Genomic DNA, 23,306 nt, shown 5'->3' on the forward strand with positions numbered 1-23,306 from the left:
CCGGCCGCGGCACCACCACGGCCGTCCCCTGAAGCACAGTCGGACAGCGCAACACCACCACCCAACCCGCCCAAGCACAGCGGGACATCGCAACACCACCATCGACCACGCCCGAGCACAGCCGGACCACGCGGCGCCACCACCAACCCCGCCCAAGCACAGCCGGACTCCGCGGCACCACCGAACCCGCCGAAACACAAAGCGGACTTCAGAGCACCACCACCGCCGATCCCGCCGGGAAGGGCGGCGCCGGCACCACCTCACCGCCGCTGAAGCTCACCGGCCGGCATCACTGCACCCGCCGGCCGCACGGCACCGACCGGCCGACCGGGAAGGCCGACTCCCGCGCCCGGCGCGCAGCCGCGTCACGCGCTCGTCGCCGAGTCCCCGGACTCCGCCGCCTCGGGTACCGCGCTCATCACGAACACCTCAGGCTCAGCCGCCGCAGGTGCCGCGCTCGGCCGCCGGTGGCAAGGTCAGTTCCCCGACACGCCCACGCCCTCCATCAGCCCGCTGACCTCCGTGCCGGGTGGGGTGAGGAGGAACACATTGCGGTCGACGCGGTGCATCCCGCTGCCCAGGCCGAAGACAACGCCCGTGCTGAAGTCGAGGACGCGCTTGGCGACCTCGGTCTCCGCGCCGGTCAGGTCGAGCAGGACCGGCGCGCCGGTCATCAGGGTCTCGGCGACCTCGCGGGCGTCCGCGAAGACATTGACCCGCAGGACCACGAACCGGCGCCGGGTCTCGGTCTCGGCGTCCGGCAGCGAGCGGTGGCTCACCGCGGACGGCCAGGCGTCGCGGCCCCGCAGCGGCACGACCTGGGCGAGCCCTTCCCACTGTTCATCGGTGACGTCGTAACGGCTCACCGGCTCCCCCCGACCTGACTCGCACTCATTGCCTGCACCAGCCAATTCTTACGCCAAGTCACCCGTTCGGCCCAACAGCGACACACTGCGCGACCGCTCCGGTGCCCCCCAGCGGGAAGCGAACCGCGGCACATGTACGCTTACGCCCGCTTCTTACCGCGCTCATACCGTTCTCTTCACGTCCGGCCATGTGTCGGCCATCCACCCCCGATAGCGTCCACTCCCGTGCACTTGGCAGAAACCCAGCAGGTGGCACCCGGCCGGCGGACACAGTCGGCGGTGTCCGCCCTCCCGGTTGCCCGCGCGGAGGTCCAAGGACCCCCCGCCCAGTGGCATCGCGTACTCACCCTGCTCGCCGACGTCAGCCTGTTCATCGGCACGCGTTCGGTGTGGGCGCAGGCGGCCACGCACCATCTGGTCCTGGCGGCCGCGGTCTCCCTCTGTTACGCCTCGATCCTGGTGACCGGCGTGCTCGCCCTCACGGTTCGCCGGACGCGTTCGCTGGCCCGCCTGGACCTCGTGGTGCTGGGGACGGCGATCGTCCTCACGCTGTGCGCCTGGGCGCTGAACCACGCCGGCGGCGACGAGGCGGTCCTCACCACGCAGGCCGCGAAGGAGATGGTGGGCGGGCACCAGCTCTACGACCACCCGTGGCCGTGGCTCTTCCGCCTCAAGGGCGTCGCCCTGACGGCGACGACGACCGGCGGTTACGACTTCACGTACGGCTATCCCCCGCTGACCCCGCTGATCACCGCTCCCTTCCTGTGGCTCGGCCACAACGGGGCGCCGGCGACGGCGGCGGTGACGGTGGTGCTGATCGCGGGCACGGTCATGCTGTGGCGGCTGCTGCCGGCGCCCTGGCGCTCCGCGGCCACGATGCTCTGTCTGGGCTTCAGTTTCCTGCCGATGTACGCCCGTCAGGGCTATCCGGCCATCGTCGGCCTGGTCCTGCTGGTACCGGTGGTGGTGCGCTGGCCGCGGCTCGGCGCCGGGGGCCGGCTGGGCCCGGCCGGGATCGCGCGGGCGGCGTGCCTCGGCGCCGCGTGCGCGGCACAGCAACTCCCCTGGTTCGTCACCCCGTTCCTGCTGGCCGGGATCTACGCCGTGCGCCGCGGTGAACTCGGCGGGCGTCAGGCCGCGCGGGTGGTGCTGCGGATCCTCGGGATCGCGGTCCTCACCTGGCTGCTGCTCAACGCGTATTTCATCGTGACCGAGCCGGGTCCGTGGCTGGGCGGCATCGCGCTGCCGCTGACCCAGGGCGCGGTGCTGCACGGCCAGGGCCTGGTGAGCATCTCGCTGTACTTCACCCACGGCAGCGACCGGCTCGACTGGTACGGCCACGCGAGCATGCTGCTCGCCGCGGCCCTGCTGGCCCTGTTCGCGCTGTTCGTCCGGCGGCTGGGTCCGGCCGCGACCGTGCTGCCCTGGTGCGCCTTCTATGTGGCGACCCGCTCCCAGGACGGCTACTACCTGCTGATGACGCCGCTGTGGCTGGCGGCGGCGATCACCGTGCCGCTGTCGGACTTCTCGGGCGCCTGGCAGCCGCGGCCCCGGTGGCTGACCGGCACGCGCCGTCGGCCCGCCCTGGTCACGGCCGTGGTGCTGCTGGTGGCGCCGGCCCTGCTGAGCGCGACCCTCGCCGCGACGGGCAGGCCGCCGCTGCGCATGGACATCACGGCGGTCCGACGCCCGTCCGTGCACACGGTCTCCGCGATGTCGGTGAAGGTGACCAACACCGGCGACGACGCGCTCATCCCGCACTACATGATCACCACGGGCCAGGGCATGAACCAGTACTGGACCCAGGTGCGCGGACCGGCCACGATTCCCGCCCACACGACGGCGACCGTCGAACTCCGGGCGCCCTCCGGGAGGTTCACGGTGCCGGTGAAGAAGAGCACCCGGCTGCGGCTGCGGGCGTTCACGGCGACCCCGCAGACGCTGTCCACGCGGGACGTGAAGCGGGCCGAGCTCGACCCCGAGGGCTGACCTCAGGAGGCCGTGCGGGTGAAGCGCAGCCCCGCCGTCACCGTGGTCAGGCCGCGCATCATGCCCAGCTGGTTCCAGCCCATGGCGAACTGCTCGCGGTCCACGGTGAACTCCGTCTCCAGGGTGACCGCGTCGGCGCCCGTGCCGGTCAGGCGCGCGGTGAGGGTCATGGGCCTGCCGATGCCCCGCACGGTCAGCTGACCGGTGATCCGGACGCCGTCGCCGTCGAGGCGGTCGGCACCGCGGACGGCGAAGGTGATCTCCGGGTGGGTGCCGGCGTCGAAGAAGTCGGCCGAGCGCAGATGGGTGTCGCGCTTGGCGTGCCGGGTGTCCAGGGAGGCGGCGTCCAGGGTCACCGTGCCGGCGGCCGAGCCGTCGGGCCGCACCTCACCCGAGCCGCTGACGGCGGTGAAGGTGCCCTTCACGGTGACCAGGCCCCACAGGGTCCGGTGCCGCAGCGCCACGGTGGACGCGGCCGGGTCGAGCTGCCAGGTGCCTGTCTGCACGGCGACGGTCATGGTCGTACTCCCGGGTCGAGTGGTTCAAATTTGGATGACTGCCGCCACGCTAGCCCCTCATCCAAAATTGGACAACCAAGTCGTCCAAATTTGCACCACGGTTAGACTCGTCTCATGCCCGACTCCGACGCGCCCCCCGCCGACCAGCTGCGATGCCCCGCCGCAGGCGCCGGCCTGCTGCCCGACGAGCTGCGCGCGTGGATGATCCTGCTGGCCGCCACGGGCGCCGTGGAGCAGCGGCTGCGGTCGGTCGTGAAGGAGGCCCTCGACGTCTCCCACGACGAGTTCCTGATCCTGTGCCTGCTGGCGGAGCAGCCCCGCACCGGACTGCGCATGACCCAGGTCGCCGACCTCCTCGGCCGCCCCAAGACGCGGCTCACCTACCAGGTCGCCTGCCTCCAGCGGGCAGGTCTCGTCACCCGCAGGTCGGTGTGCGGCGACAGGCGCGGCGTGCAGGTCGCCCTCACCGACAAGGCCCGTGACCTGCTCGGCGAGACCTCCGCCCTGCTCGCCGGGACCGTCCGGCAGGCCCTCGCCGACTCCATGGGCCCCGACCAGCGCGCGGCCATGTGCGCACTCGTACCGGAGCTGCCGGACCCGGACGAGGAGCCGTCCGGCGACTGAGCGGCACAGGTCACAAGGGCAAGGAGGGAAACCTCACAGCCCCTGCCCTGCACTCACTTGAGCATGCTGCCCTAGCATCCGAGCCATGACGGTCCTGCCTGACGACGGGCTCTCACTGGCCGCCGAGTTCCCTGACGCGACACACGAGCAGTGGCAACGCCTGGTCGAGGGCGTGCTGCGCAAGTCGGGCAAGGAAGTCTCGGGCGCGGCAGCTGAGGACGCTCTGTCCACGACGCTGGAGGACGGGCTGCGCACCCGGCCCCTCTACACGGCGCGCGACGCCGCGCCCGACCCCGGTCTGCCCGGCTTCGCCCCGTATGTGCGCGGCAGCCGCCCCGAGGGCAACACCACGGGCGGCTGGGACGTACGGCAGCGGCACACCGCCCACGCGGAGAACGCCGCTCTGGCCGACCTGGAGAACGGCGGCACCTCGCTGTGGCTCGTGCTGGGCGAGGGCGGCATCCCGGTCGACGGGCTGGGCCGGGCGCTTCAGGGCGTGTACCTCGACCTGGCGCCGGTGGTCCTGGACGCGGGCCGGGACACCGAGCAGGCCGCCGAGGCGCTGCTGCGGCTGTACGCGGACCACGGCGTCGACGCCAAGGCCGTACGCGGCAATCTGGGCGGCGACCCGCTCGGGTACGAGGCCCGCACCGGCACCCCGCTGGACTTCGCGTCGTACGCCGCCCTGGCCGCGCGCTGCGCCGAGCAGTACCCCGGGCTGCGCGCGCTCACCGTGGACGCGCTGCCGTACCACGAGGCGGGCGGTTCGGCCGCGCAGGAGCTGGGCGCCTCGCTCGCCACCGGCGTGGCCTATCTGCGGGACCTCACCGAGGCCGGACTGAGCCCCGAACAGGCCGCGGCGCAGCTGGAGTTCCGTTACGCGGCCACCGCCGACCAGTTCCTCACCATCGCCAAGCTGCGGGCCGCACGCCGGCTGTGGGCCCGGGTCGCCGAGGTCTGCGCGGTTCCCGGCGCGCAGGTGCAGCACGCGGTGACCTCGCCGGTGATGATGACCCGCCGCGACCCGTGGGTGAACATGCTCCGCGCGACGGTCGCGACGCTCGCCGCCGGGGTCGGCGGCGCCGACTCGGTCACCGTGCTGCCGTTCGACCACGCGCTCGGCCTGCCCGACGCGTTCTCCCGGCGGATCGCCCGCAACACCTCCACGATCCTCATCGAGGAGTCGCACCTGGCCCGGGTCATCGACCCGGCGGGCGGATCCTGGTACGTCGAGCAGCTCACCGACCAACTCGCCCAGGCAGCCTGGGAGTTCTTCCGGACGATCGAGCGCGACGGCGGTCAGGCGGCCGTACTGCGCTCCGGCCGGCTGCGCACCGACCTCGCGACGACCTGGGCGGAGCGCTCCAAGCAGCTCGCCAAGCGGCGCGAACCCATCACCGGGGTCAGCGAGTTCCCGTTCCTCGCCGAGAAGCCGGTGGAGCGCGAGCCCGCGCCCGAGCCGCCGTCCGGCGGTCTGCCGCGGGTGCGCCGCGACGAGGCGTACGAGGAACTGCGCGCCCGCTCCGACGCCCACCTGGCCGCGACCGGCACCCGCCCGCGGGTCTACCTCGCGACGATCGGCCCGGCCGCCGCGTACACCGCGCGCGCGACGTTCGCCTCCAACCTCTTCCAGGCGGGTGGCATCGAGCCGGTCACCGAGGGCCGCTTCGAGGACAGCGGCGCCACCGAGGCCGTGCTGTGCTCCAGCGACGCCCTGTACGCCGAACAGGCCGGGCAGACCGCCGAGTCACTGCGCGCGGCAGGCGCCCGGCACGTGTTCCTCGCCGGTCGCCCGGCCGAGTACTCCGGCATCGACTCGTACGTCTTCGCGGGCTGCGACGCCGTGGCCGTGCTGTCCGCGACCCTCGACCGCATGGGAGTGTCCTGATGGGAATCCCCGACTTCTCCGGCATCGAGCTGGGGACGCCGGTCGCCGACGGCAGTGCCGAGGAATGGCGTGCGGCGACCGGCGGCGAACAGCAGGTGTGGGAGACCCCGGAGGGCATCGGGGTCAAGCCGCTGTACACCGGCCGCGACCTGGAGGGCCTGGACTTCCTGGGGACGTACCCCGGTATCGCGCCGTATCTGCGCGGCCCGTACCCGACGATGTACGTCAACCAGCCCTGGACGATCCGCCAGTACGCGGGCTTCTCCACCGCCGAGGAGTCCAACGCCTTCTACCGGCGCAACCTGGCGGCGGGCCAGAAGGGCCTGTCGGTCGCCTTCGACCTGCCCACGCACCGCGGCTACGACAGCGACCACCCGCGCGTGACGGGTGACGTCGGCATGGCGGGCGTGGCCATCGACTCGATCTACGACATGCGGCAGCTGTTCGACGGGATCCCCCTCGACAGGATGACGGTGTCGATGACGATGAACGGCGCCGTACTGCCGGTGCTCGCGCTGTACATCGTGGCGGCGGAGGAGCAGGGCGTACCGCCCGAGAAGCTGGCCGGGACCATCCAGAACGACATCCTCAAGGAGTTCATGGTCCGCAACACCTACATCTATCCGCCGAAGCCGTCGATGCGGATCATCTCCGACATCTTCGCGTACACCTCGCAGCGGATGCCGCGCTACAACTCCATCTCCATCTCCGGCTACCACATCCAGGAGGCGGGCGCGACGGCCGACCTGGAGCTGGCGTACACGCTCGCGGACGGCGTGGAGTACCTCCGCGCGGGCCGCGAGGCGGGCCTGGACGTGGACGCGTTCGCACCGCGGCTGTCGTTCTTCTGGGCGATCGGCATGAACTTCTTCATGGAGGTCGCGAAGCTCAGGGCGGCCCGGCTGCTGTGGGCCAAGCTGGTCTCCCAGTTCGAGCCGCAGAACACCAAGTCCCTGTCCCTGCGCACCCATTCGCAGACCTCGGGCTGGTCGCTGACCGCACAGGACGTGTTCAACAACGTCACGCGTACGGCCGTGGAGGCGATGGCGGCGACCCAGGGCCACACCCAGTCGCTGCACACCAACGCCCTCGACGAGGCCCTGGCCCTGCCCACCGACTTCTCCGCGCGCATCGCCCGCAACACCCAGCTGCTCATCCAGCAGGAGTCGGGGACGACAAGGGTCATCGATCCCTGGGGCGGCAGCGCCTACGTGGAGCGGCTGACGTACGACCTCGCGCGCAAGGCCTGGGCGCACATCCAGGAGGTCGAGCAGGCGGGCGGCATGGCGCAGGCCATCGACGCCGGCATCCCGAAGCTGCGCGTGGAGGAGGCGGCGGCGCGGACGCAGGCCCGCATCGACTCCGGGCGGCAGCCGGTGATCGGCGTCAACAAGTACCGGGTCGACAGCGACGAGCAGATCGAGGTCCTCAAGGTCGACAACTCCTCCGTACGCGCCCAGCAGATCGAGAAGCTGCGGCGGCTGCGCGCGGAGCGGGACGAACAGGCCTGCCAGGACGCCCTGGACGCGCTCACCCGGGCGGCCGACGGCAAGGAGAACCTGCTGGAGCTGGCCGTGCACGCGGCCCGCGCCAAGGCGACCGTCGGTGAGATCTCCGACGCCCTGGAGAAGGTGTACGGCCGGCACGCGAGCCAGATCCGTACGATCTCCGGGGTGTACCGCAACGAAGCAGGCGAGTCGCCGAACGTGGACCGCACCCGTGCCCTGGTGGACGCCTTCGAGGAGGCCGAGGGGCGCCGGCCGCGCATCCTGGTCGCCAAGATGGGCCAGGACGGCCACGACCGCGGCCAGAAGGTGATCGCCACCGGCTTCGCCGACCTCGGCTTCGACGTCGACGTCGGCCCGCTGTTCCAGACGCCGGAGGAGGTCGCCCGGCAGGCGGTCGAGGCGGACGTCCACGTGGTCGGCGTGTCCTCGCTGGCCGCGGGCCACCTGACCCTCGTCCCGGCGCTGCGCGAGAAGCTCGCCGAGGAGGGCCGCGAGGACATCATGGTCGTGGTCGGCGGGGTGATCCCGCCGCAGGACGTGCCGACCCTGCTGGAGATGGGCGCCGTGGCCGTGTTCGGGCCGGGAACGGTGATCCCGGACGCGGCGTACGACCTGGTGAAGCGGCTGGCGGCCGACCTCGGCCACGACCTCTGATCCCGCATGGCAGCGATCGATCTCGACACGTATGTGAAGGGTGTGCTCGACGGCAGGCGGGCCCTGGTGGCCCGCGCCATCACGCTCGTCGAGTCCACCCGGCCGCAGCACCGGGCGCTGGCGCAGGAGTTGCTGACGCAGCTCCTCCCGCACAGCGGCCGGGCACGGCGGATCGGCATCAGCGGGGTGCCGGGCGTGGGCAAGTCGACGTTCATCGACGCGTTCGGCACGCTGCTGACCTCGCTCGGCCATCGGGTCGCCGTCCTCGCGGTCGACCCGTCCTCGACGCGCACCGGCGGCTCGATCCTCGGCGACAAGACGCGTATGGAACGCCTGGCGGTCGACCCGGCGGCCTTCGTCCGGCCCTCCCCCAGCGCGGGCACGCTGGGCGGGGTCGCCAAGGCCACCCGGGAGTCGATGGTGGTGATGGAGGCGGCGGGCTACGACGTGATCCTCGTCGAGACCGTCGGCGTGGGCCAGTCGGAGACCGCGGTCGCCGACATGGTCGACTCCTTCCTGCTGTTGACCCTGGCCCGTACCGGGGACCAGCTGCAGGGCATCAAGAAGGGCGTCCTGGAGCTGGCCGACGTGATCGCCGTCAACAAGGCGGACGGCCCGCACGAGCGCGACGCGCGGGCGGCGGCACGCGAGTTGGCGGGCGCGCTGCGGCTGATGCACGGCAAGGACGCGTTCTGGACCCCGCCGGTGCTGCACTGCAGCGCCCGCGAGTCGACGGGTCTGGACACGGTGTGGGAGCGCCTGGAGCGGCATCGCGCCCTGCTCGACTCCACCGGGCGGCTGGCCGCCAAGCGGCGCGATCAGCAGGTCGGCTGGACCTGGGCGATGGTCCGCGACGAACTGCTCGGCCGGCTGCACGCCGACCCGGCGGTGCGCGAGGCCGCGCCCGGACTGGAACAGCAGGTGCGGGAGGGCCGGTTGACCGCGACCCTGGCGGCGGAACGCATCCTGGAGGCGTTCGAGGGCCGGACGATCCCCCCGGCCGGGGCCTGAGCGCCGGATTTGAGCCAAAGGCCGGGCACAAGGCGGCCCGGACTTGGTCCCAGCGGCGGACGGTTGGTTAGCTTGGGTCGAGTTCGGGCCGCAAGCACAACGTGACGTGCCACGAGCTGTCTTCATCGGAAGGGGGTCAAGACAGTAAGTGAGGACAACCGGTGATTACGTCGCGTTGCAACGCAGATGCCTGACGATCCTGCGCGATCTCGGCGTCCAGCGTTCCCTGCCCTTCGAGGCGATACGTGAGCAGGTGCAGGAGCTGAGGGGCCGCCCTCTCGTGCTGCGGGAGCTGCCCGAGGAGGTGGCGGCGACCGGGGTCTGCGGGCTGTGGATGGGCACCGACAAGGCCGACTACATCTTCTACGAGGCACGGACCGCGCCCCTGCACCGGGAGCACATCATCCTCCACGAGATCGGCCATGTGCTCTGCGATCACCACCGGGGCGTCACCAACCGGGCCGAGGACCTGGCCGGTCCACTGGTCGGAGATCTCCAGCTCCAGCCGCACTTCGTCAACCGGCTCATGGCCCGGACCAGTTACACGACCAGCGAGGAACAAGAAGCCGAGATGATCGCCAGTCTGATACAGAGCGCCGGGAAGCCCGGTCGCCCGGCAGGCCCCCTGGGGCGACTCGGTGCCTTCCTGGGAGTGACGGACGTTGACAGCGACTGAGCTTGCGGACCACGTCGGGGTCTGCAGTGTCGTCACCCTGTGGATCGCCCTCGTCTGGCGGGCGGGTCCGGCGCTGCGCCTGCCGAACCAGCGGGGACTGTGGCTCACGGTCCTCGCCGCGACCATCGCCATCACGCTCTTCCAGCCAAAGGTCGTGGCCCGGTTCGCGGCCCTCGGCGTCGGCGCCCACACGGTCTCGCTGACCCGTAACCTGATCGGCGTGCTGAGCGCGGGCCTGGTGCTCCTCTTCATCGTCGACTCCACCCGGGCCCGGCACCAGCGTGTCACCGTGATCCTGGGCCTGGTGACGGCCCTGGGTTCGCTGCTCGCGCTGGACCTGCTCGGTGTCACTCAGACGGCTGCCCCGGCGTCGCCCCAGGGTCCGGCCACGGCCTCGTCCCTGTACTGGTTGATCCTCGCCGTCTCCCATCTGGCCGGGGACGCCGCCGCCGTCGTCGTCTGCTGGCCGTACAGCCTGCGCACGGGCGACCGTGACCTGGTGTGGTCGCTCCGGATGTTCGCGATGGGCAGCGTCCTGGCCCTGGTCTTCTGGTTCGGCTACCTCTACCACCTCTACGTGCCCGACCAGGACCTGATGCCCTACCTGTCCGTGGTCATCAGCGCGCACGGCTTCTTCCGCGCGGCCTCGCTGCTGGTGCCGACCGCCACCGCGCTCGCCCGGTCCATGGCGGCGCTGCGGACCGTCTGGCAGCTGTGGCCGCTGTGGCGTGATCTGGTGGTCGCGGTCCCCCAGGTGGCCCTCGCCGGCCCGCAGCGGACCCGGCTGCAGGCAGTGCTGCGGCCCCGCTCGTCGTGGGCGCTGCAGGCGCACCGGCAGATCATCGAGACGTACGACGCGCTCCTGGAACTGCAGCAGTACGTCCGGCCGGAGGCGTACGACACGGCTCACCGGCGGGCGGGCCGTGCGGGGATGCGGGGGGATCGCCTGGCCGCGGCGGCACTCGCCGGCGCGCTGGACGAGGCCCGGCGGGCCAAGCTCAGCGGCGCGGCGCCGTCCGCCCCGTGCCCGCTGCCCGGCGTCGAACGCGGCAGCGCGGCAACGCTCCTGGCGATCGCCAGGATGTGGCCTTCCCCCACGGACCCGTTCGCCACGGTGCCCGGCGCGCTGCACTCCCCACGCCCCTGACGCGGAGGCGTCGGACAGCACACGGGGTCAGAGTTCGCTGCCGCCGCGCGGTGCGATGTGGTGGTCGAACGCCACGGTGCCGAGGTCGACGGCCGTGGCCCCGCCGTCCACGGTGAGCACCGCGCCGCTGACGAAGGACGCCGCCGGCGAGAGCAGCCAGCTGATCGCCTCGGCGACCTCACGCGGGTCGCCCGGCCGGCCCATGGGCAGCAGCCTGGTCGCCTCCTCGTAGGCAGCCTCCATGCCGCCGTCGCCCAGGTCCGCTTCCTGGGCGAAACGGGCCATGCGCCGGTCGGCCATCTCGGTCCTGATCCAGCTGGGACACACCACGTTGGCGCGCACCCCCTGCCGCCCGTAGTCGACGGCGACGGAACGGCACAGCTGCAGCAGGGCGGCCTTCGACGTGGCGTACGGGGCGTTGCCCTGGCCGTTGCGCAACGCCGAGACCGACGCGACGCCGACCACCGCTCCCCGCGTCTGCACCAGGTGCGGCATCGCCGCGCGCAGGAGGAGCATCGGACCGGTGACGTTCGTCCGCATGACGTTGTCCCAGTCCTCCAGCGACAGGTCTCCGGCGGTTCCGCCGCGCCCGATACCCGCGTTGAGCACCAGCCCGTCGAGCCGCCCGTAGGCGTCCAGGGCCGCCCGCACGAGGCCGTCGACGGCGGCGGGGTCGCCCGCATCGGACGGACACGCCAGCGCTCCGGTCTCCTTTTCGAGCCGCTGCAGCGGTTCGGCCCGCCGCCCGGAGGCGACCACGTGGTGCCCGCCCTCGCACAGCAGCCGCGCGGTGGCTTCGCCGATGCCCGAGCCCGCGCCGGTCACGATGACAACTCGCTTGTCCGTCACTGTTCTTCGACCCTCTGTCCGAGACCACAAAACGGATTCGATCGTAGACGGGGGCACAGGCCGCGGGGTTCACCACCGATGATGTTGAGACAGGCGCGAGTCAGGCACCGGTCGCGCGGCCGGCTCAGATCCGGTCCGTCAGGTCCTCGGCGAACACCTGGGACAGTGGCTGCGGGCCGACGTACTGCTGGCAGTTGCACTGCCCCGCCTCGTAGCGCAACGGCTTCTTGTGCTCGTCCCAGGCCGTGGGGATCTCCACGCGTTCGTGGCAACGGCCCTCTTTGTCGTGCTTGGCCAGGTGGTGGGTACACCCGCACACGGGTTCCGGCGCCCGATGGGCCGCTTCGAGGGCGAGCCGCTCCTGCTTCGCCGCTTCCATCAGTTCGAGCTTCCGCTCATGCCGGTTCTTCAACGCGGTACGGACGGTGTCGGCGGCCCACCCGAAGCCACCCATCCCGAAGACGACCAGCACCCACCAGAACGATTCCATCGTCACCCTTCCCCCTGTACGGCCGTGACCAGGATAGACACAGACGATCAGCAAACCGGCTCGGGTTGCGGTCCCGGTTGCCGCGTCGGTGCGGCAGCCGGTTCCCAGAGCCTGGTGGTCCGCAGGTAGCCGTAGACCACCGAGGCCATGGCCAGAAGGAGAAGCGGCCCGCACACCCATGGATGCATGGCCATCTCCACCGGCAGAAAGCGGTACGACACCAGGAGCGCGGCAAAGACCGTCGCGCCATGGAGGACCAGCTGGATTCCCGGCCGGTCCCAGCCGCGGTCGAGCGAGCGCATCGCTGCCTCGATGGTGAGCGCGAACACCACGCCGGCGACGAGATCCACGCCGTAGTGGTAGCCGAATCCCAGTGTTGCGGTGAGCGTGGCGACCAGCCAGAACGTGCCCGCGCAGCGCAGGATCCGCGGGCCCTTGCGGGAGTGAATGAAGATCGCGGTGGCCCATGCCGTGTGCAGGCTGGGCATGCAGTTGCGGGGGGTGATCCCGTCGTACGGCATCGGGTGCGGGGGGCTGATCGGCGGCGGTGTGTGGGGCCACAGGTCGGCCACCGCCCAGTGCAGGCCGCCGGTGCCGGAGGCACCCGGGCCGTAGGCGAAGACCGGTCCGACCACCGGGAAGATCATGTAGATGCCCGGTCCGACGAGGCCGATCACCAGGAAGGTGCGCACCAGATGATGGCTCGGGAAGCGGCGCTCGACCGCCACGTCGCGCAGCTGGTACAGCGCGACGACGACCGCGGCCACCGCGAGCTGTGCGTAGACCACGTGGAGAAGACGGGGGCCGAGCGGGCCGGTGGCCCCGACGATCCGGCCCACCAGCCATGACGGGTTGCCCAGTGCGTGATCGGCGGTTGCCACGTACTGGTCGAGCACCGACGGGCGGGCCTTGGACGTGATGAGCAGCCAGGTGTCGCCGGCCTTGCGGCCGGCCACCAGCAGCAGGCCCAGCCCGACGCCCTTCAGCAGCAGCGCGCGTTCGGCGCCGGTGCGGCGCGTGAGGGCGATGACCGCACAGCCCAACATCACCCACAACGCGCCGTTGCCGAAGGAATGTCCTTCGTCCACCTTGGCGTCGACCGCCCACCGCACCAGCGCGAAGACGACGTCGATGCCGATCGCGGCACCGGCCGCGATGAACCGTTGCCGCCAGGTGAGCACTACCATCATCAACGCCATGCCGCCGTACAGCGGCCCCGGTTTCGGGGCGCAGATCACCCCTTTCACCTGGTCGGTGAGCGGCCCCGGTTGACCGTAGCGGCGTGCGGCGATCTCCAGCGCGATGAGGAATCCGAGAGCCGCCACACCCGCTGCGGCCCACAGCACCGTCCTGCTGTTCATGCGCGAAAACACCCGCGACGCTCTAGATATCAATCGTCTGGCCGATTTGTTCGATATGGACTAAATAAAGGAAAAGCGATGAAGGTAATCATCGCGAGCTCGAACATGTTATCGGAGTGATGCGGGCGCCCCGGTGATCAGCCGGATCGTGAAGTCGTCGCTGTGGCGTCTTCGCTGAAGCCGGCTGGGACGAGACTTGCGCACGACGGATGACGCCGGGCCGGAACGGTCGACGGTCACCCGGACGGGGTAACAGGGCCGGGCCCACGGTCACATCGCGGGCCCTGCCGCCCAGGTGCCGGACACGTCGCGGTCCGCGTCCGCCGCCCGCGCTCCCAGGTCGATGGTGGTCGGACGGTGGGGGCTGGGCGGATCGAGGAGGCGCCGCACGATCGCGACGGTACGGCCGGCACCGACTTCCCTCCCGGCGACGGCCCCAGCAGCGGCATCTCCGTCTCCCTGACCGCCGGCACCCTCCAGGCGATCCGCGAGCGGGTCGGTAAGCGGGGCGTGTCCGCCTACCTCGAGAAGGCCGCGCAGCGACAGATCGAGCGTGACAACCTGGACGAGTTGATCGCCGACTTCGACAAGACCAACGGCGCCGCCGACCCGGAGGCCGTGGCCGCCAAGCGGGCCAAGCTCACGGGCGGCGCCTCCGGGGCCGGGGCGACCGCGTGAGCGGCGCACTCATCCTGGACACCGAGGGCCTGGCCAAGGCCGTGCAGCGCGACCGGGAGGTCCATGAGTGGCTCACCGCCGCCCGCGACGCGGACCTTCCGGTGATCACCTCGGCCGCGGTTCTCGTCGAGGTGGTCCACCCGAAGATCAACGACGCCGCACTGAAGTGGACGCTCTCCCGGCTGCGGGTCGAGCCCGTCACCCAGGCCGTCGCCCAGTCCGCCGCCGGCCTGCTGCGTGCGGCCGGGCTCCACGGCCACAAGTACGCCATCGACGCCATGCTCTGCGCCACCGCCCTCACCCAGTCGGGCCGTGTCACGATCCTGACCTCCGACGTCGAGGACATCAGCATGCTCACCGCCGCCCACCCCCGCGTGGCCGCCGAGAAGGTCTGATCCAAGCCGCCGCACCGGCTGCTGTGCGACTCCGTGGGCCGCGGAACAGCAGCCATGCGCTCCGTCCGGCCGGACCGAGCTGGCCCAGCGCAGCACCTGACCCCCCGGGGGGAGGTGGCGAGTGAGAGCTCGCCGCCAACACCTCCACCGCCCACTCGCTCGGCAGCCACCGAGCGCGCGGGCCGCGCCCGCTCCACCGCGAGCAGCGGACGCCCGTCGGCGACGACAAGGCCCGCGCCCCGCAGGGCACCGCCACCCATCGCACGGCCGTGACCGAACGCGCCTACGGACTCATCGGCGACCTGGCATCGACGCGACCGTCTCGCGCGCATATGGACCCGAGCTGCTTCCCAGCGAGGTCCGCCACACGGCTCCGGGCCGTACCTGTGCGCACTCCAGGCTGATGGCAGCCGCCCTGCCGTTCTGCACCCTGTCGATCCTCCACGCGCTGGGCGCGGGATCCCCGTACCTGCTGTGCGCCACGTTGCTCGCCCTGATGAGCGTGGCGGTCGCCGTTCTCGGCCCCAAGACCGACGCGATCCGCCTCGAAGGAATCTGACCTCCTGCACCCGCACTCGTAACTGACGGCTGCGGGCGCACCCACCGGACCACAGAGGCATGCACGTGAACGGCATCCCCCCGGTTCCTGCGCTCCTCAGTGGCGACCCGGCAAGAGCGCGGCGAGCGCCCTACCGGCCCTCGGGTGAACTGAGCAGCCGGTGGAAATCGGAGCGCCCCTGCGTGCGGTGCTCGGCCAGCAGGCGCAGTGCGAGAGCCCGGTCGCCGTCCTCGAAGGCGGTGACGATGTCGTCGTGCTCGGTGAGGATCGCCTCGATCCGCGCAAGGTCGCCGGAGGCGGCTCCGCGGCGGTAGGACAGGGCGCGGTGCGGCTCCAGGGCCTCCCACAGTTGCCGGACGAAGCGCAGCATCCATTCGTTGTCGCAGCGGTCGAGCAGTGCGAAGTGAAAATTCCGGTTGTGGGTGATCACGCCCTGCACATCGACCCTGGCGACGGCGGCACGCTGAGCCTCCAGAGCAGTGCGCATCGCGGCAATGTCCTCGGACCGCATCCGGGCCGCCGCGTTCCCCTCGGCCTCCGCCTCCAGGAGCCCCCTGATCCGGAAGATGCCGTCCACACTCTGCGGGCTCAGCTCGGTGACGGTGTAACCGCGCTGCGGGACGTACGTCACGATCCCCTCCCCGGCCAGCGTCTTGAGGGCCTCACGGACCGGGATGACGCTCAGCCCCAGCTCCTCGGCAGCCGCACTCTGACGGATCGGCGCGCCGGGGGCCAGGTCACCGCGGACGATCGCGTCGCGGAGTTCCGCAAGGGCCACGGCCTCGGCGGTACGGGGTAGAGAGGTTCGCTTGAGAGCCACCCGCACATGCTACCCACCGACCCCATAAAACTAGATGTTATAAATTATAATGTAAGTGTCCGGGGGACGGCACCACTCCTTCCGCCCGATCCGGGTTCCACGACATTGGAGGTGAGCGCGGTGTCCGCACCGACGCCAACGACCACCCGACAGCCCACCGACCCGAGGGGCCCCACGGGGCAGCTGGCCACGTGGCTGACCGCCACCTCGCTGGAGCAGATCCCCGCCTCGGTGCGGGAGCGGGCCGCGCACCTGGTGCTCGACGGCCTGGGCTGCGCACTGATCGGTGCCCGGCTGCCGTGGTCGCGCACGGCCGTCGAGGCGGTCCTGGGCCTGGAGGGCACCGGGGACGTTCCGGTGATCGGTTGGGGGCGCACCACCAGCGGCCCGGCGGCCGCGGTGCTCAACGGCACGTTCATCCAGGGCTTCGAGCTGGACGACTACTACCCGGCCGCCCCGCTGCACAGCACTTCCCTGGTGCTGCCCGCGCTGCTGTCCACCGCGTCGCAGCTGCCGTCGGTCACGGGCGCGCAGTTCCTGCGGGCGACGGTCCTGGGCTTCGAGACCGGCACCCGGGTGGGCCTGGCGCTGCACGGTTCGGAAATGCTTTCCCGTGGCTGGCACTCCGGTTCGGTTTTCGGGACGCACGCTGCCGCCGCCGCATCCGGGGCGCTGCGCGGCCTGGACGCCGCCGCGTTCGAGGACGCGCTCGGCCTGGCCGCCACACAGTCCGCCGGCCTGATGGCCGCGCAGTACGAGGCGATGTCGAAGCGGATGCACCACGGCCTGGCCTCCCGCAACGGCTTCTACGCCGCCGGGCTCGCCCAGGCCGGCTACACCGGCATCAAGAAGGTCTTCGAGCGCCCCTACGGCGGGTTCCTGTCCACCTTCGGTGAAGGCCACAACCCCGACGCCACCCAGATCACCAAGGGCCTGGGCCAGGAATGGAACACCGAGCAGATCACGGTGAAGATCCATGCGGCGATGGGCGGGCTCCACCCCGCCATCGACGCCGCCCTCGCGATGACCGACGGCCGCACGCTCGGTGCCGACGACATCGAATCCCTCCGCATCGAGGTACCTGACGCGATCTACCACCACGGGTGGTGGCCCCCGGAACGCCCTCTGACCACCATCGGTGCCCAGATGAACATCGCCTACGCCACCGCCGTGGCCCTCCTGGACGGCCACGTGCGCCCTGAGCAGTTCACGCCGGCCCGGATCGACGCCGACGACGTCTGGCAGCTGATCGGCCGCACCGAGGTGAAGCAGGTTGACGAGCCGCAGGATCCCAGCTGGACCCAGCGCGGCTACAACACCCGCCTCACGATCGCGCTGCGCGGTGGCTCGGTCGTCACCCAGGCCCTCAACCAGCCTCATGGCGGCCCGGACGATCCGCTCACGAACGTCGAGATCCGGGAGAAGTACCGGGCGCTGGCCGCCGGCGTCATCGATGCCGACCGCGCCGCCGAGATCGAACACATCGTCCTCGACCTCGAAGACCAGCCGGATCTCCGCCGCCTGGTCGACCTGCTCGCCGCCCCCGCGCGCGGCGTCCTCGACTGACCCATCACGAACTGCGAGGAGTCCTCGTGACACCGTCTCCACAGGGAAGTTCCACCTCGGCGACGCCCACCGCCGCGCGTGGCCGGCTACGCTCACTGCTCGCCCAAAACAGGCTGATCACCGCCCCGGGCGTGTTCGACGGCCTCTCCGCCCACCTCGTGGCCCGCACCGGTTTCAGCGCCGCCTACCTCAGCGGCGCGGGGGTGTCCGTCGCCGGGTTCGGTCTGCCCGACATCGGGCTGCTCACCCAGAGCGAGATGACCGACCGGGCCCGCATCGTGGTCACGGCACTCGACGGCATTCCGCTCATCGCCGACGCCGACACCGGCTACGGCGCACCGATGAACGTCGCGCGCACCGTGCGCGAATACGAGAAGGCCGGGGTAGCCGCCCTCCACCTGGAGGACCAGGCATTTCCGAAAAGGTGCGGCCACCTGCCCGACAAGGAGCTCGTCTCCCCCGAGGAATTCACCGAGAAGCTGGACGCCGCCCTCCAGGCACGCACCGACGACGACCTGGTGATCATCGCCCGTACGGACGCCCGCGGGCCACTGGGCATCGACGAGGCGATCGACCGCGCGGGCCGTTACGCGGCCGCGGGCGCCGACGTCCTCTTCGTCGAGGCTCCGCAGAACATCGGGGAGATCGAGAAGATCGCCGCCGAGGTGGACGCCCCGCTGCTGATCAATATGGTGCAGGGCGGCCTCACCCCCGACACCGCACCCGAGCGGCTCGCCGAACTCGGCTTCCGGATCGCCATCCACCCCGGAGCCCTGCTCGCCCCCTACGTCCTCCATGGGCTGGAGGCTCTGGGCCGCCTCGGCGGCACCATGCCCGAAGCCACGCCCGGCCCGCAGGGCCTGTTCGAACTCGTCGGGCTGCGCGAGTGGTCCGCGTTCGGCGAGCGCTACCGCGACCACACCAAGGACGGTGCCTGATGGGCATGACCATGATGGAGAAGATCCTCGCCCGCAAAGCCGGCCTGGAGAAGGTGGGCGCCGGTGACACGGTGGTCTGCGACGTCGACATGACCGTGATGATCGACCTGCAGTTCGCCACCAGCTGGGTCCAACCCCTGAAGATCAACGACCCCGACAAGGTCGCGGTCATCATGGACCACGCCGTCCCCGCCCCCAACGTGCACGACGCCATGGGCGGCACCCACGCCCGCGCCTTCGCCCGCGACTTCCGCATAGAGAAGTTCTACGACGTCGGCCGCCACGGCATCTGCCACCAGGTCATCGCCGAGAACGGCCTCGCCCGCCCCGGCGAGATCCTCGCCTGCACCGACTCCCACACCTGCGCCGGAGGCGCCTACAACACCGCCGCCCGCGGTCTCGGCCCCGCGGAGGTGTACTCCATCCTGTGCACCGGCAAGACCTGGTTCCAGGCCGCGCCCACCATCCGTTACGAATTCACCGGCACCAAGCCCGACGCCGTCTCCGGCAAGGACATCTTCCTGTACATCGCCGGAACCTACGGCGACGCCACCAACCACAACCTCGAATACGGCGGACCGGGCCTCGCCTCCCTCCCCATGAACGACCGGCGCACCATCGCCACCCAAGGCGCCGAAATCTCCGCCGACTTCTCCACCTTCCCCATCGACGACCTCGCCCGTGACTTCCTCGCCGCCCACGGGGCACCCCCCGGCTCCTACACAGCAGCCGACCCGGACCCTGACGCCGCCTACGCCGCCGTACGCAGCGTGGACCTCTCGTCGCTGGAGCCCTACGTCGCCCGCCCCGGCACCGTCAGCCACAACTCGCTGCCGATATCAGCGATCGAGAAGCGTCCGGTCAACCAGTGCTTCATCGGGTCCTGCGCCAACGGACAACTCGAAGACCTCAAGATCGCCGCCGACACCGTGCGTGGCCGCAAAGTCGCACCGGGAGTACGCCTGCTGATCACGCCGGCCTCCCAGGAGGTCTACAAGGACGCCATGCGCGCCGGCTACCTGCAAGACCTCGCCGATGCCGGCGCGGTGGTCACCAACTCCACCTGCGGCGCATGCTTCGGCTACCACATGGGCCTGCTCGCCCCCGGCGAGGTGTGCCTGACCTCCTCCACCCGCAACTTCACCGGCCGCATGGGCAGCCCCGACGCGGAGATCTACATGGCCTCCCCCGCCACCGTCGCAGCCTCCGCCCTCACCGGCCACGTCACCGACCCGCGAGGGGAACTCAGCTGATGGACACCCTCATCACCGGACGCGTCTGGGTAGTCGGCGACTCCGTCACCACCGACGCCATGTACCCCGCGTTCGCCATGAAACTGCCCGTGCCCGAAGCCGCGAAGCACATTTTCTACGAGCTGCGCCCGGGGTGGACCAACAAGGCCGAGGCAGGCGACATCGTTGTGGCGGGCCGCAACTTCGGCCTCGGCTCGTCCCGTCCCGTCGCCGCGCTCTTCCGTGAGCTGGGCATCGCCGCGCTGATCGCGGAGGAGTTCAACTCCCTGTTCCTGCGCAACTGCATCAACCACGGCCTGCCCGCCCTGACCGTCCCCGGCGCCACCAAGGCGTTCACCGACGGCGACACCGCACGCCTCGACCTCACCGAAGGCTGGGCCGAGAACACCAAGTCCGGAACCCGGCTGAACGCAGGCGCGCTACCGCCCTTGGTCCTCGACATCCTCGCCAACGGCGGCATCCTGCCGAAACTCGCCCGCGAAGGCTACATACCCGCCCCGGCCGCACGCGGCCAATGAGCCACGTGCCGGGAGCGGTGTCGCTATCCGCACCCGCACAGTTCTCTGCCCCGTCTGGAATTGCGCCCGCCACGATCCAAGGAACTCTCATGCACAGCCAGCTCGCTCCCGGCATCACCCGGATCGCCACCAGCAAGCGTGACAACGCCTTCCTCGTCGAGGGCGACGACGGCTTCACCCTCGTCGACGTCGGATGGTCCAAAGCCCCCGGCGCACTTCTCCACACGGTCGCCGACCTGGGCCGCAGGCCCTCGGACATCCGCCGCGTCATCCTCACCCACGCCCACCCCGACCACGTACAAGGCGCCGCAGAACTCCGCCGCCACACCGGCGCGCACATCCTCATCCACGACGCCGACCGCGCTTGGCTGGAAGCCGGACGCGTCCCGGCCCAAGGACGCTCCGGCGCCATCGGCCGCCTCATCGACCACCTGCCCAAACTCCACTGGGCCCCCACCACCGCCGACGGCATCGTCTCCGACGGAGACATGGTGGAAGGCAGCGACGGGCTACGCGTCATCCACACCCCCGGCCACTCACCCGGCCACATCGTGCTGTTGCACGAACCGAGCCGGACCATCCTCATGGGGGACGCAGCCTTCAACCGCGGCAAACTCGCCATCGGCCCCGCCGCACTCGCCGCCGATCCCGACCTGCGACTCGGCAGCCTGGCCCGCATCCCCCAGGACCTCCAAGCAGTCGGCTTCGCTCACGGCGTCCCGCTGGCCGGCAGCGAGGTCCACACCTTCCAGCAATTCCTTCAGCAACTACCCCGGGAATCCTGAGCATTACGGCAGAGGGCGCGCCCGCGACACGTCGGGGTCGGATCCGGCCAGGACCACCACCCCGGCCAGCAGCTCGGCGGCAACCAACACCCCCTCCGGCCGGGCCAGGAGGCACTGCAATCTGCGCGCGGCACTGGCGAGTTGAGCTCCTGCATGAGTTCGACATTGCCCGACGCATCGACAGCGCGAAGCCGTTCGAGCAGTGCGGGCTCGGTCACGTCACCGAAGTCGACGAGGGCCCGGCTCAGGCTCAGCCGCACATTGCGGTCGACGCGGCCGAGTCGCATGACCAGTTCGTCGACCAGTACTTCTTCTCGTCCTCGGGCACGAGGACAACAGCGACGCGCCACGCGGTCCGCGCCACCTCCTCGTCGGCATCACGCAGCATGTCGTCCGAGTGCGCTGCTCAGAGTCGAGTTCCTGAAAAATCCGCGGCAGGGTGATCTCCGACGAGAGGCGGGTCAGTGCCCAGCCACGCGGGCGTTCCGCGACCACGGCAGCGGCGCGATGTACGTCCGCGCCCGCGAGATCAACGAAGTCATCACCGCCCTCGTGGGCGTCTCCTGATCGCCTGGTCCTTCTGGTCCTCCGTGCGCCGCAACCGCGCACTGGCAACCACCGGGATCGAGACCGCGGGCGCCAGCCAAGATTCTCGATTCGGTCTCGACGACAGTCGGCCGGCAGAGCGCTCCCCACCCGCGCCCCGCTGCGCGAAGCCGCAGGTGAGACACGTGGCGGGAGCCTGCGACACGCTCCACGCGGTGGACTTTGGGGAACAGGTCGAGCACACCCGGCCACGCATGATGAATCAGAAGAACACGCAGGTCAGAGCCCCTTTTCGGCGGGCTCAAGGATGGCGACGCACTCCACATGATGCGTCATGGGAAACAGATCGAACGCCCGAAGCGTCCGCACCCGGTAGCCGCCCTCCCGGAAGTACCCCAGGTCGCGGGCCAGCGCAGCGGGATCGCAGGCGACGTAGGCGATGCGGCGGGCGCCCAGGGAGGCGAGGTGGGCGACCGTCCTGCGGCCGGCGCCGGCGCGGGGCGGGTCGAGGACGATCAGGTCGACCTCCGTGATGCCCGTGCGCGGCAGGACCGACTCGACCTTGCCCTGTTCGATGCGGACCCGCGGGAAGTCGGCGAGGTTGTGCCGCGCGTCCTCCACCGCCCGCTTGCCGGACTCGATGCCGAGGACCGCGCCCTTCTCGCCGAGGCGGTCGGCCAACGCGCCCGCGAACAGTCCCACCCCGCAGTAGAGGTCGAGCGCCGTCTCACCCTTGCGGGGCAGCAGGCCCTGCATGACCGCCGTCACGAGGGTGTCGGCCGCCTTCGGGTGGACCTGCCAGAAGCCGCCGCTCGCGACGCGGTGGGTACGGCCGTCCGCGCGTTCGCGGACGAAGGGGCGGCCGTGCACGCGGTGGACTCCGCCGGACTTCTCGTCGACGCGGAGGACGGAGACCGGCTTGTCCAGTTCCACCAGCGGGAGGCGGGCGCCCGGGCGCGGGGTCAGGATCACCTGGCGGTCCTGCGAGCCCGTCGCGGCGATCGCCTCGACCGACTCCATGCCGGTCCAGTCCCGCCGTTCGATGCCGAGCTCGCTGACGCCCTCCGCCGCGATCATGCAGTGGTCGATGCGCTCGATCTCGTGCGAGCGGTGGCGGCGCAGACCCGCGTGGCCCTCGGCGTCGACGGCGTACTGGACGCGCGTGCGCCACTGCGGGACCTGGCCCGCGGGCAGCTTGTCGCCCTCGGCCGGCATCACCGTGCCGTCCCAGCCGGCCTCCTCGGGCGTGAGTCCGGCGAGCCGCTTGAGCTGTTCGGCGATCACCTCGCCCTTGAGGCGCCGCTGGGCGCCGGGCTTGGCGTGCTGCCAGTCGCAGCCGCCGCAGCGGCCGGGGCCGGCGAAGGGGCAGGGTGCCTCTACGCGGTCCTTGGACGCCTCCAGGATCTCCACCGCGTCCGCGCGGAGGAAGCGGGCTCCCTCCTCGCCCTCGGTCACCCTCGCCACCACGCGCTCGCCCGGCAGCGCGTGCCGGACGAACAGCACCTGGCCCTCGGCGGTACGGGCGATGCAGTGGCCGCCGTGGGCGACGGGGCCGATCTCGACCTCGTACTCCTCCCCGGCCAGCGACTTCTTCGGTTCTGCCTGCATGGCGGGGTGACTCCAGATCGGAAACAGGAAACGGCCGGACAACAGCCCACCAGTCTACG

23 protein-coding genes are annotated in these 23,306 nt (G+C 71.0%); 15 read left to right on the forward strand and 8 right to left on the reverse strand.

The window, feature by feature from the left end:
* Nucleotides 1–476: 476 nt before the first annotated feature.
* Nucleotides 477–866 (reverse strand): cell division protein SepF, encoded by a 390-nt coding sequence (locus ABZ624_RS26035; RefSeq protein ID WP_360093601.1) that lies wholly within the window; start codon nucleotides 864–866, stop codon nucleotides 477–479.
* A gap of 279 nt (nucleotides 867–1,145) precedes the next feature.
* On the opposite strand from ABZ624_RS26035, the gene ABZ624_RS26040 reads away from it, so the two are divergent.
* Complete coding sequence (locus tag ABZ624_RS26040) at nucleotides 1,146–2,855, forward strand: hypothetical protein (protein ID WP_360093826.1); 1,710 nt, start codon at nucleotides 1,146–1,148, stop codon at nucleotides 2,853–2,855.
* Nucleotides 2,856–2,857: 2 nt separating this feature from the next.
* Here ABZ624_RS26040 and ABZ624_RS26045 read toward each other — a convergent pair whose 3' ends face one another.
* Nucleotides 2,858–3,373, reverse strand: a complete 516-nt coding sequence (locus ABZ624_RS26045; RefSeq protein ID WP_360093604.1) for a YceI family protein — start codon at nucleotides 3,371–3,373, stop codon at nucleotides 2,858–2,860.
* A 114-nt stretch (nucleotides 3,374–3,487) separates the two neighbouring features.
* Here ABZ624_RS26045 and ABZ624_RS26050 point away from each other — a divergent pair, with 114 nt between their 5' ends.
* The 6 genes from ABZ624_RS26050 to ABZ624_RS26075 all read left to right on the forward strand — a co-directional run bounded on the left by ABZ624_RS26050 (nucleotide 3,488) and on the right by ABZ624_RS26075 (nucleotide 10,881).
* Nucleotides 3,488–3,997, forward strand: coding sequence for a MarR family transcriptional regulator (locus ABZ624_RS26050; protein WP_360093607.1), 510 nt, complete (start codon nucleotides 3,488–3,490; stop codon nucleotides 3,995–3,997).
* An 85-nt stretch (nucleotides 3,998–4,082) separates the two neighbouring features.
* Nucleotides 4,083–5,885 carry a methylmalonyl-CoA mutase family protein gene (locus ABZ624_RS26055; protein ID WP_360093610.1) on the forward strand — a complete coding sequence of 601 codons (1,803 nt, stop codon included), beginning with the start codon at nucleotides 4,083–4,085 and terminating at the stop codon, nucleotides 5,883–5,885.
* Nucleotides 5,885–8,047, forward strand: a complete 2,163-nt coding sequence (gene scpA / locus ABZ624_RS26060; protein ID WP_360093613.1) for a methylmalonyl-CoA mutase — start codon at nucleotides 5,885–5,887, stop codon at nucleotides 8,045–8,047. Before ABZ624_RS26055 ends, scpA begins: the two co-directional genes overlap by 1 nt.
* Nucleotides 8,048–8,053: 6 nt before the next feature.
* The gene (meaB, locus tag ABZ624_RS26065; protein WP_360093616.1) at nucleotides 8,054–9,058 is read left to right on the forward strand and encodes a methylmalonyl Co-A mutase-associated GTPase MeaB; all 1,005 of its coding nucleotides are present in this window, start codon (nucleotides 8,054–8,056) and stop codon (nucleotides 9,056–9,058) included.
* 175 nt (nucleotides 9,059–9,233) lie between these two features.
* A complete protein-coding gene (locus tag ABZ624_RS26070) occupies nucleotides 9,234–9,734 on the forward strand; it encodes a regulator component (RefSeq protein WP_360093619.1) in 501 nt (166 codons plus the stop codon).
* Complete coding sequence (locus ABZ624_RS26075; RefSeq protein WP_360093622.1) at nucleotides 9,721–10,881, forward strand: MAB_1171c family putative transporter; 1,161 nt, start codon at nucleotides 9,721–9,723, stop codon at nucleotides 10,879–10,881. The genes ABZ624_RS26070 and ABZ624_RS26075 overlap by 14 nt, the downstream gene beginning before the upstream one ends.
* Nucleotides 10,882–10,908: 27 nt before the next feature.
* On the opposite strand, the gene ABZ624_RS26080 is transcribed toward ABZ624_RS26075, so the two are convergent.
* The 3 genes from ABZ624_RS26080 to ABZ624_RS26090 form a co-directional block, all read right to left on the reverse strand.
* A complete protein-coding gene (locus ABZ624_RS26080; protein ID WP_360093625.1) occupies nucleotides 10,909–11,730 on the reverse strand; it encodes an SDR family oxidoreductase in 822 nt (273 codons plus the stop codon).
* A gap of 124 nt (nucleotides 11,731–11,854) precedes the next feature.
* On the reverse strand, nucleotides 11,855–12,220 hold the full coding sequence (locus ABZ624_RS26085) for a hypothetical protein (protein ID WP_360093628.1): 366 nt from the start codon (nucleotides 12,218–12,220) through the stop codon (nucleotides 11,855–11,857).
* A gap of 47 nt (nucleotides 12,221–12,267) precedes the next feature.
* Nucleotides 12,268–13,581, reverse strand: coding sequence for a phosphatase PAP2 family protein (locus ABZ624_RS26090; protein ID WP_360093631.1), 1,314 nt, complete (start codon nucleotides 13,579–13,581; stop codon nucleotides 12,268–12,270).
* A gap of 357 nt (nucleotides 13,582–13,938) precedes the next feature.
* On the opposite strand from ABZ624_RS26090, the gene ABZ624_RS26095 reads away from it, so the two are divergent.
* The 3 genes from ABZ624_RS26095 to ABZ624_RS26105 all read left to right on the forward strand — a co-directional run bounded on the left by ABZ624_RS26095 (nucleotide 13,939) and on the right by ABZ624_RS26105 (nucleotide 15,213).
* Nucleotides 13,939–14,259: a hypothetical protein gene (locus ABZ624_RS26095; protein ID WP_360093634.1), complete on the forward strand. Its 321-nt coding sequence runs from the start codon at nucleotides 13,939–13,941 to the stop codon at nucleotides 14,257–14,259.
* Nucleotides 14,256–14,654, forward strand: a complete 399-nt coding sequence (locus ABZ624_RS26100; protein ID WP_360093637.1) for a PIN domain-containing protein — start codon at nucleotides 14,256–14,258, stop codon at nucleotides 14,652–14,654. Before ABZ624_RS26095 ends, ABZ624_RS26100 begins: the two co-directional genes overlap by 4 nt.
* Nucleotides 14,655–15,057: 403 nt before the next feature.
* A complete protein-coding gene (locus ABZ624_RS26105; protein WP_360093640.1) occupies nucleotides 15,058–15,213 on the forward strand; it encodes a hypothetical protein in 156 nt (51 codons plus the stop codon).
* Nucleotides 15,214–15,343: 130 nt separating this feature from the next.
* Here ABZ624_RS26105 and ABZ624_RS26110 read toward each other — a convergent pair whose 3' ends face one another.
* Nucleotides 15,344–16,033 (reverse strand): GntR family transcriptional regulator, encoded by a 690-nt coding sequence (locus tag ABZ624_RS26110; protein WP_360093643.1) that lies wholly within the window; start codon nucleotides 16,031–16,033, stop codon nucleotides 15,344–15,346.
* A 120-nt stretch (nucleotides 16,034–16,153) separates the two neighbouring features.
* Between ABZ624_RS26110 and ABZ624_RS26115 the strand changes: the two genes are divergently transcribed.
* The 5 genes from ABZ624_RS26115 to ABZ624_RS26135 all read left to right on the forward strand — a co-directional run bounded on the left by ABZ624_RS26115 (nucleotide 16,154) and on the right by ABZ624_RS26135 (nucleotide 21,093).
* Nucleotides 16,154–17,599 (forward strand): MmgE/PrpD family protein, encoded by a 1,446-nt coding sequence (locus tag ABZ624_RS26115; RefSeq protein ID WP_360093646.1) that lies wholly within the window; start codon nucleotides 16,154–16,156, stop codon nucleotides 17,597–17,599.
* Between the two features lie 26 nt (nucleotides 17,600–17,625).
* On the forward strand, nucleotides 17,626–18,537 hold the full coding sequence (locus tag ABZ624_RS26120) for an isocitrate lyase/PEP mutase family protein (RefSeq protein WP_360093649.1): 912 nt from the start codon (nucleotides 17,626–17,628) through the stop codon (nucleotides 18,535–18,537).
* On the forward strand, nucleotides 18,537–19,790 hold the full coding sequence (locus ABZ624_RS26125) for an aconitase/3-isopropylmalate dehydratase large subunit family protein (RefSeq protein ID WP_360093652.1): 1,254 nt from the start codon (nucleotides 18,537–18,539) through the stop codon (nucleotides 19,788–19,790). The genes ABZ624_RS26120 and ABZ624_RS26125 overlap by 1 nt, the downstream gene beginning before the upstream one ends.
* Nucleotides 19,790–20,308, forward strand: a complete 519-nt coding sequence (locus tag ABZ624_RS26130; RefSeq protein ID WP_360093655.1) for a 3-isopropylmalate dehydratase — start codon at nucleotides 19,790–19,792, stop codon at nucleotides 20,306–20,308. Before ABZ624_RS26125 ends, ABZ624_RS26130 begins: the two co-directional genes overlap by 1 nt.
* A gap of 89 nt (nucleotides 20,309–20,397) precedes the next feature.
* Nucleotides 20,398–21,093 (forward strand): MBL fold metallo-hydrolase, encoded by a 696-nt coding sequence (locus tag ABZ624_RS26135; protein ID WP_360093658.1) that lies wholly within the window; start codon nucleotides 20,398–20,400, stop codon nucleotides 21,091–21,093.
* A 250-nt stretch (nucleotides 21,094–21,343) separates the two neighbouring features.
* Here ABZ624_RS26135 and ABZ624_RS26140 read toward each other — a convergent pair whose 3' ends face one another.
* Both ABZ624_RS26140 and ABZ624_RS26145 read right to left on the reverse strand, forming a co-directional pair.
* The gene (locus tag ABZ624_RS26140; protein WP_360093661.1) at nucleotides 21,344–21,481 is read right to left on the reverse strand and encodes a hypothetical protein; all 138 of its coding nucleotides are present in this window, start codon (nucleotides 21,479–21,481) and stop codon (nucleotides 21,344–21,346) included.
* Nucleotides 21,482–21,918: 437 nt separating this feature from the next.
* Nucleotides 21,919–23,247 carry a TRAM domain-containing protein gene (locus ABZ624_RS26145; RefSeq protein ID WP_360093664.1) on the reverse strand — a complete coding sequence of 443 codons (1,329 nt, stop codon included), beginning with the start codon at nucleotides 23,245–23,247 and terminating at the stop codon, nucleotides 21,919–21,921.
* Between the last annotated feature and the right edge of the window lie 59 nt (nucleotides 23,248–23,306).

It is taken from the genome of Streptomyces sp. NPDC007205 (assembly GCF_040634095.1).
In the GTDB taxonomy this organism is placed as follows: Bacteria; Actinomycetota; Actinomycetes; order Streptomycetales; family Streptomycetaceae; genus Streptomyces.

What these genes read in the sequence shown, in the direction of transcription:
- ABZ624_RS26045 (WP_360093604.1), bottom strand. Translation starts at nt 3,373, where the DNA reads ATGACCGTCGCCGTGCAGACAGGCACCTGGCAGCTCGACCCGGCCGCG.
- ABZ624_RS26050 (WP_360093607.1), top strand. Translation starts at nt 3,488, where the DNA reads ATGCCCGACTCCGACGCGCCCCCCGCCGACCAGCTGCGATGCCCCGCC.
- ABZ624_RS26055 (WP_360093610.1), top strand. Translation starts at nt 4,083, where the DNA reads ATGACGGTCCTGCCTGACGACGGGCTCTCACTGGCCGCCGAGTTCCCT.
- scpA (WP_360093613.1), top strand. Translation starts at nt 5,885, where the DNA reads ATGGGAATCCCCGACTTCTCCGGCATCGAGCTGGGGACGCCGGTCGCC.
- meaB (WP_360093616.1), top strand. Translation starts at nt 8,054, where the DNA reads ATGGCAGCGATCGATCTCGACACGTATGTGAAGGGTGTGCTCGACGGC.
- ABZ624_RS26085 (WP_360093628.1), bottom strand. Translation starts at nt 12,220, where the DNA reads ATGGAATCGTTCTGGTGGGTGCTGGTCGTCTTCGGGATGGGTGGCTTC.
- ABZ624_RS26090 (WP_360093631.1), bottom strand. Translation starts at nt 13,581, where the DNA reads ATGAACAGCAGGACGGTGCTGTGGGCCGCAGCGGGTGTGGCGGCTCTC.
- ABZ624_RS26105 (WP_360093640.1), top strand. Translation starts at nt 15,058, where the DNA reads ATGGCAGCCGCCCTGCCGTTCTGCACCCTGTCGATCCTCCACGCGCTG.
- ABZ624_RS26125 (WP_360093652.1), top strand. Translation starts at nt 18,537, where the DNA reads ATGGGCATGACCATGATGGAGAAGATCCTCGCCCGCAAAGCCGGCCTG.
- ABZ624_RS26130 (WP_360093655.1), top strand. Translation starts at nt 19,790, where the DNA reads ATGGACACCCTCATCACCGGACGCGTCTGGGTAGTCGGCGACTCCGTC.
- ABZ624_RS26135 (WP_360093658.1), top strand. Translation starts at nt 20,398, where the DNA reads ATGCACAGCCAGCTCGCTCCCGGCATCACCCGGATCGCCACCAGCAAG.
- ABZ624_RS26140 (WP_360093661.1), bottom strand. Translation starts at nt 21,481, where the DNA reads ATGCTGCGTGATGCCGACGAGGAGGTGGCGCGGACCGCGTGGCGCGTC.
- ABZ624_RS26145 (WP_360093664.1), bottom strand. Translation starts at nt 23,247, where the DNA reads ATGCAGGCAGAACCGAAGAAGTCGCTGGCCGGGGAGGAGTACGAGGTC.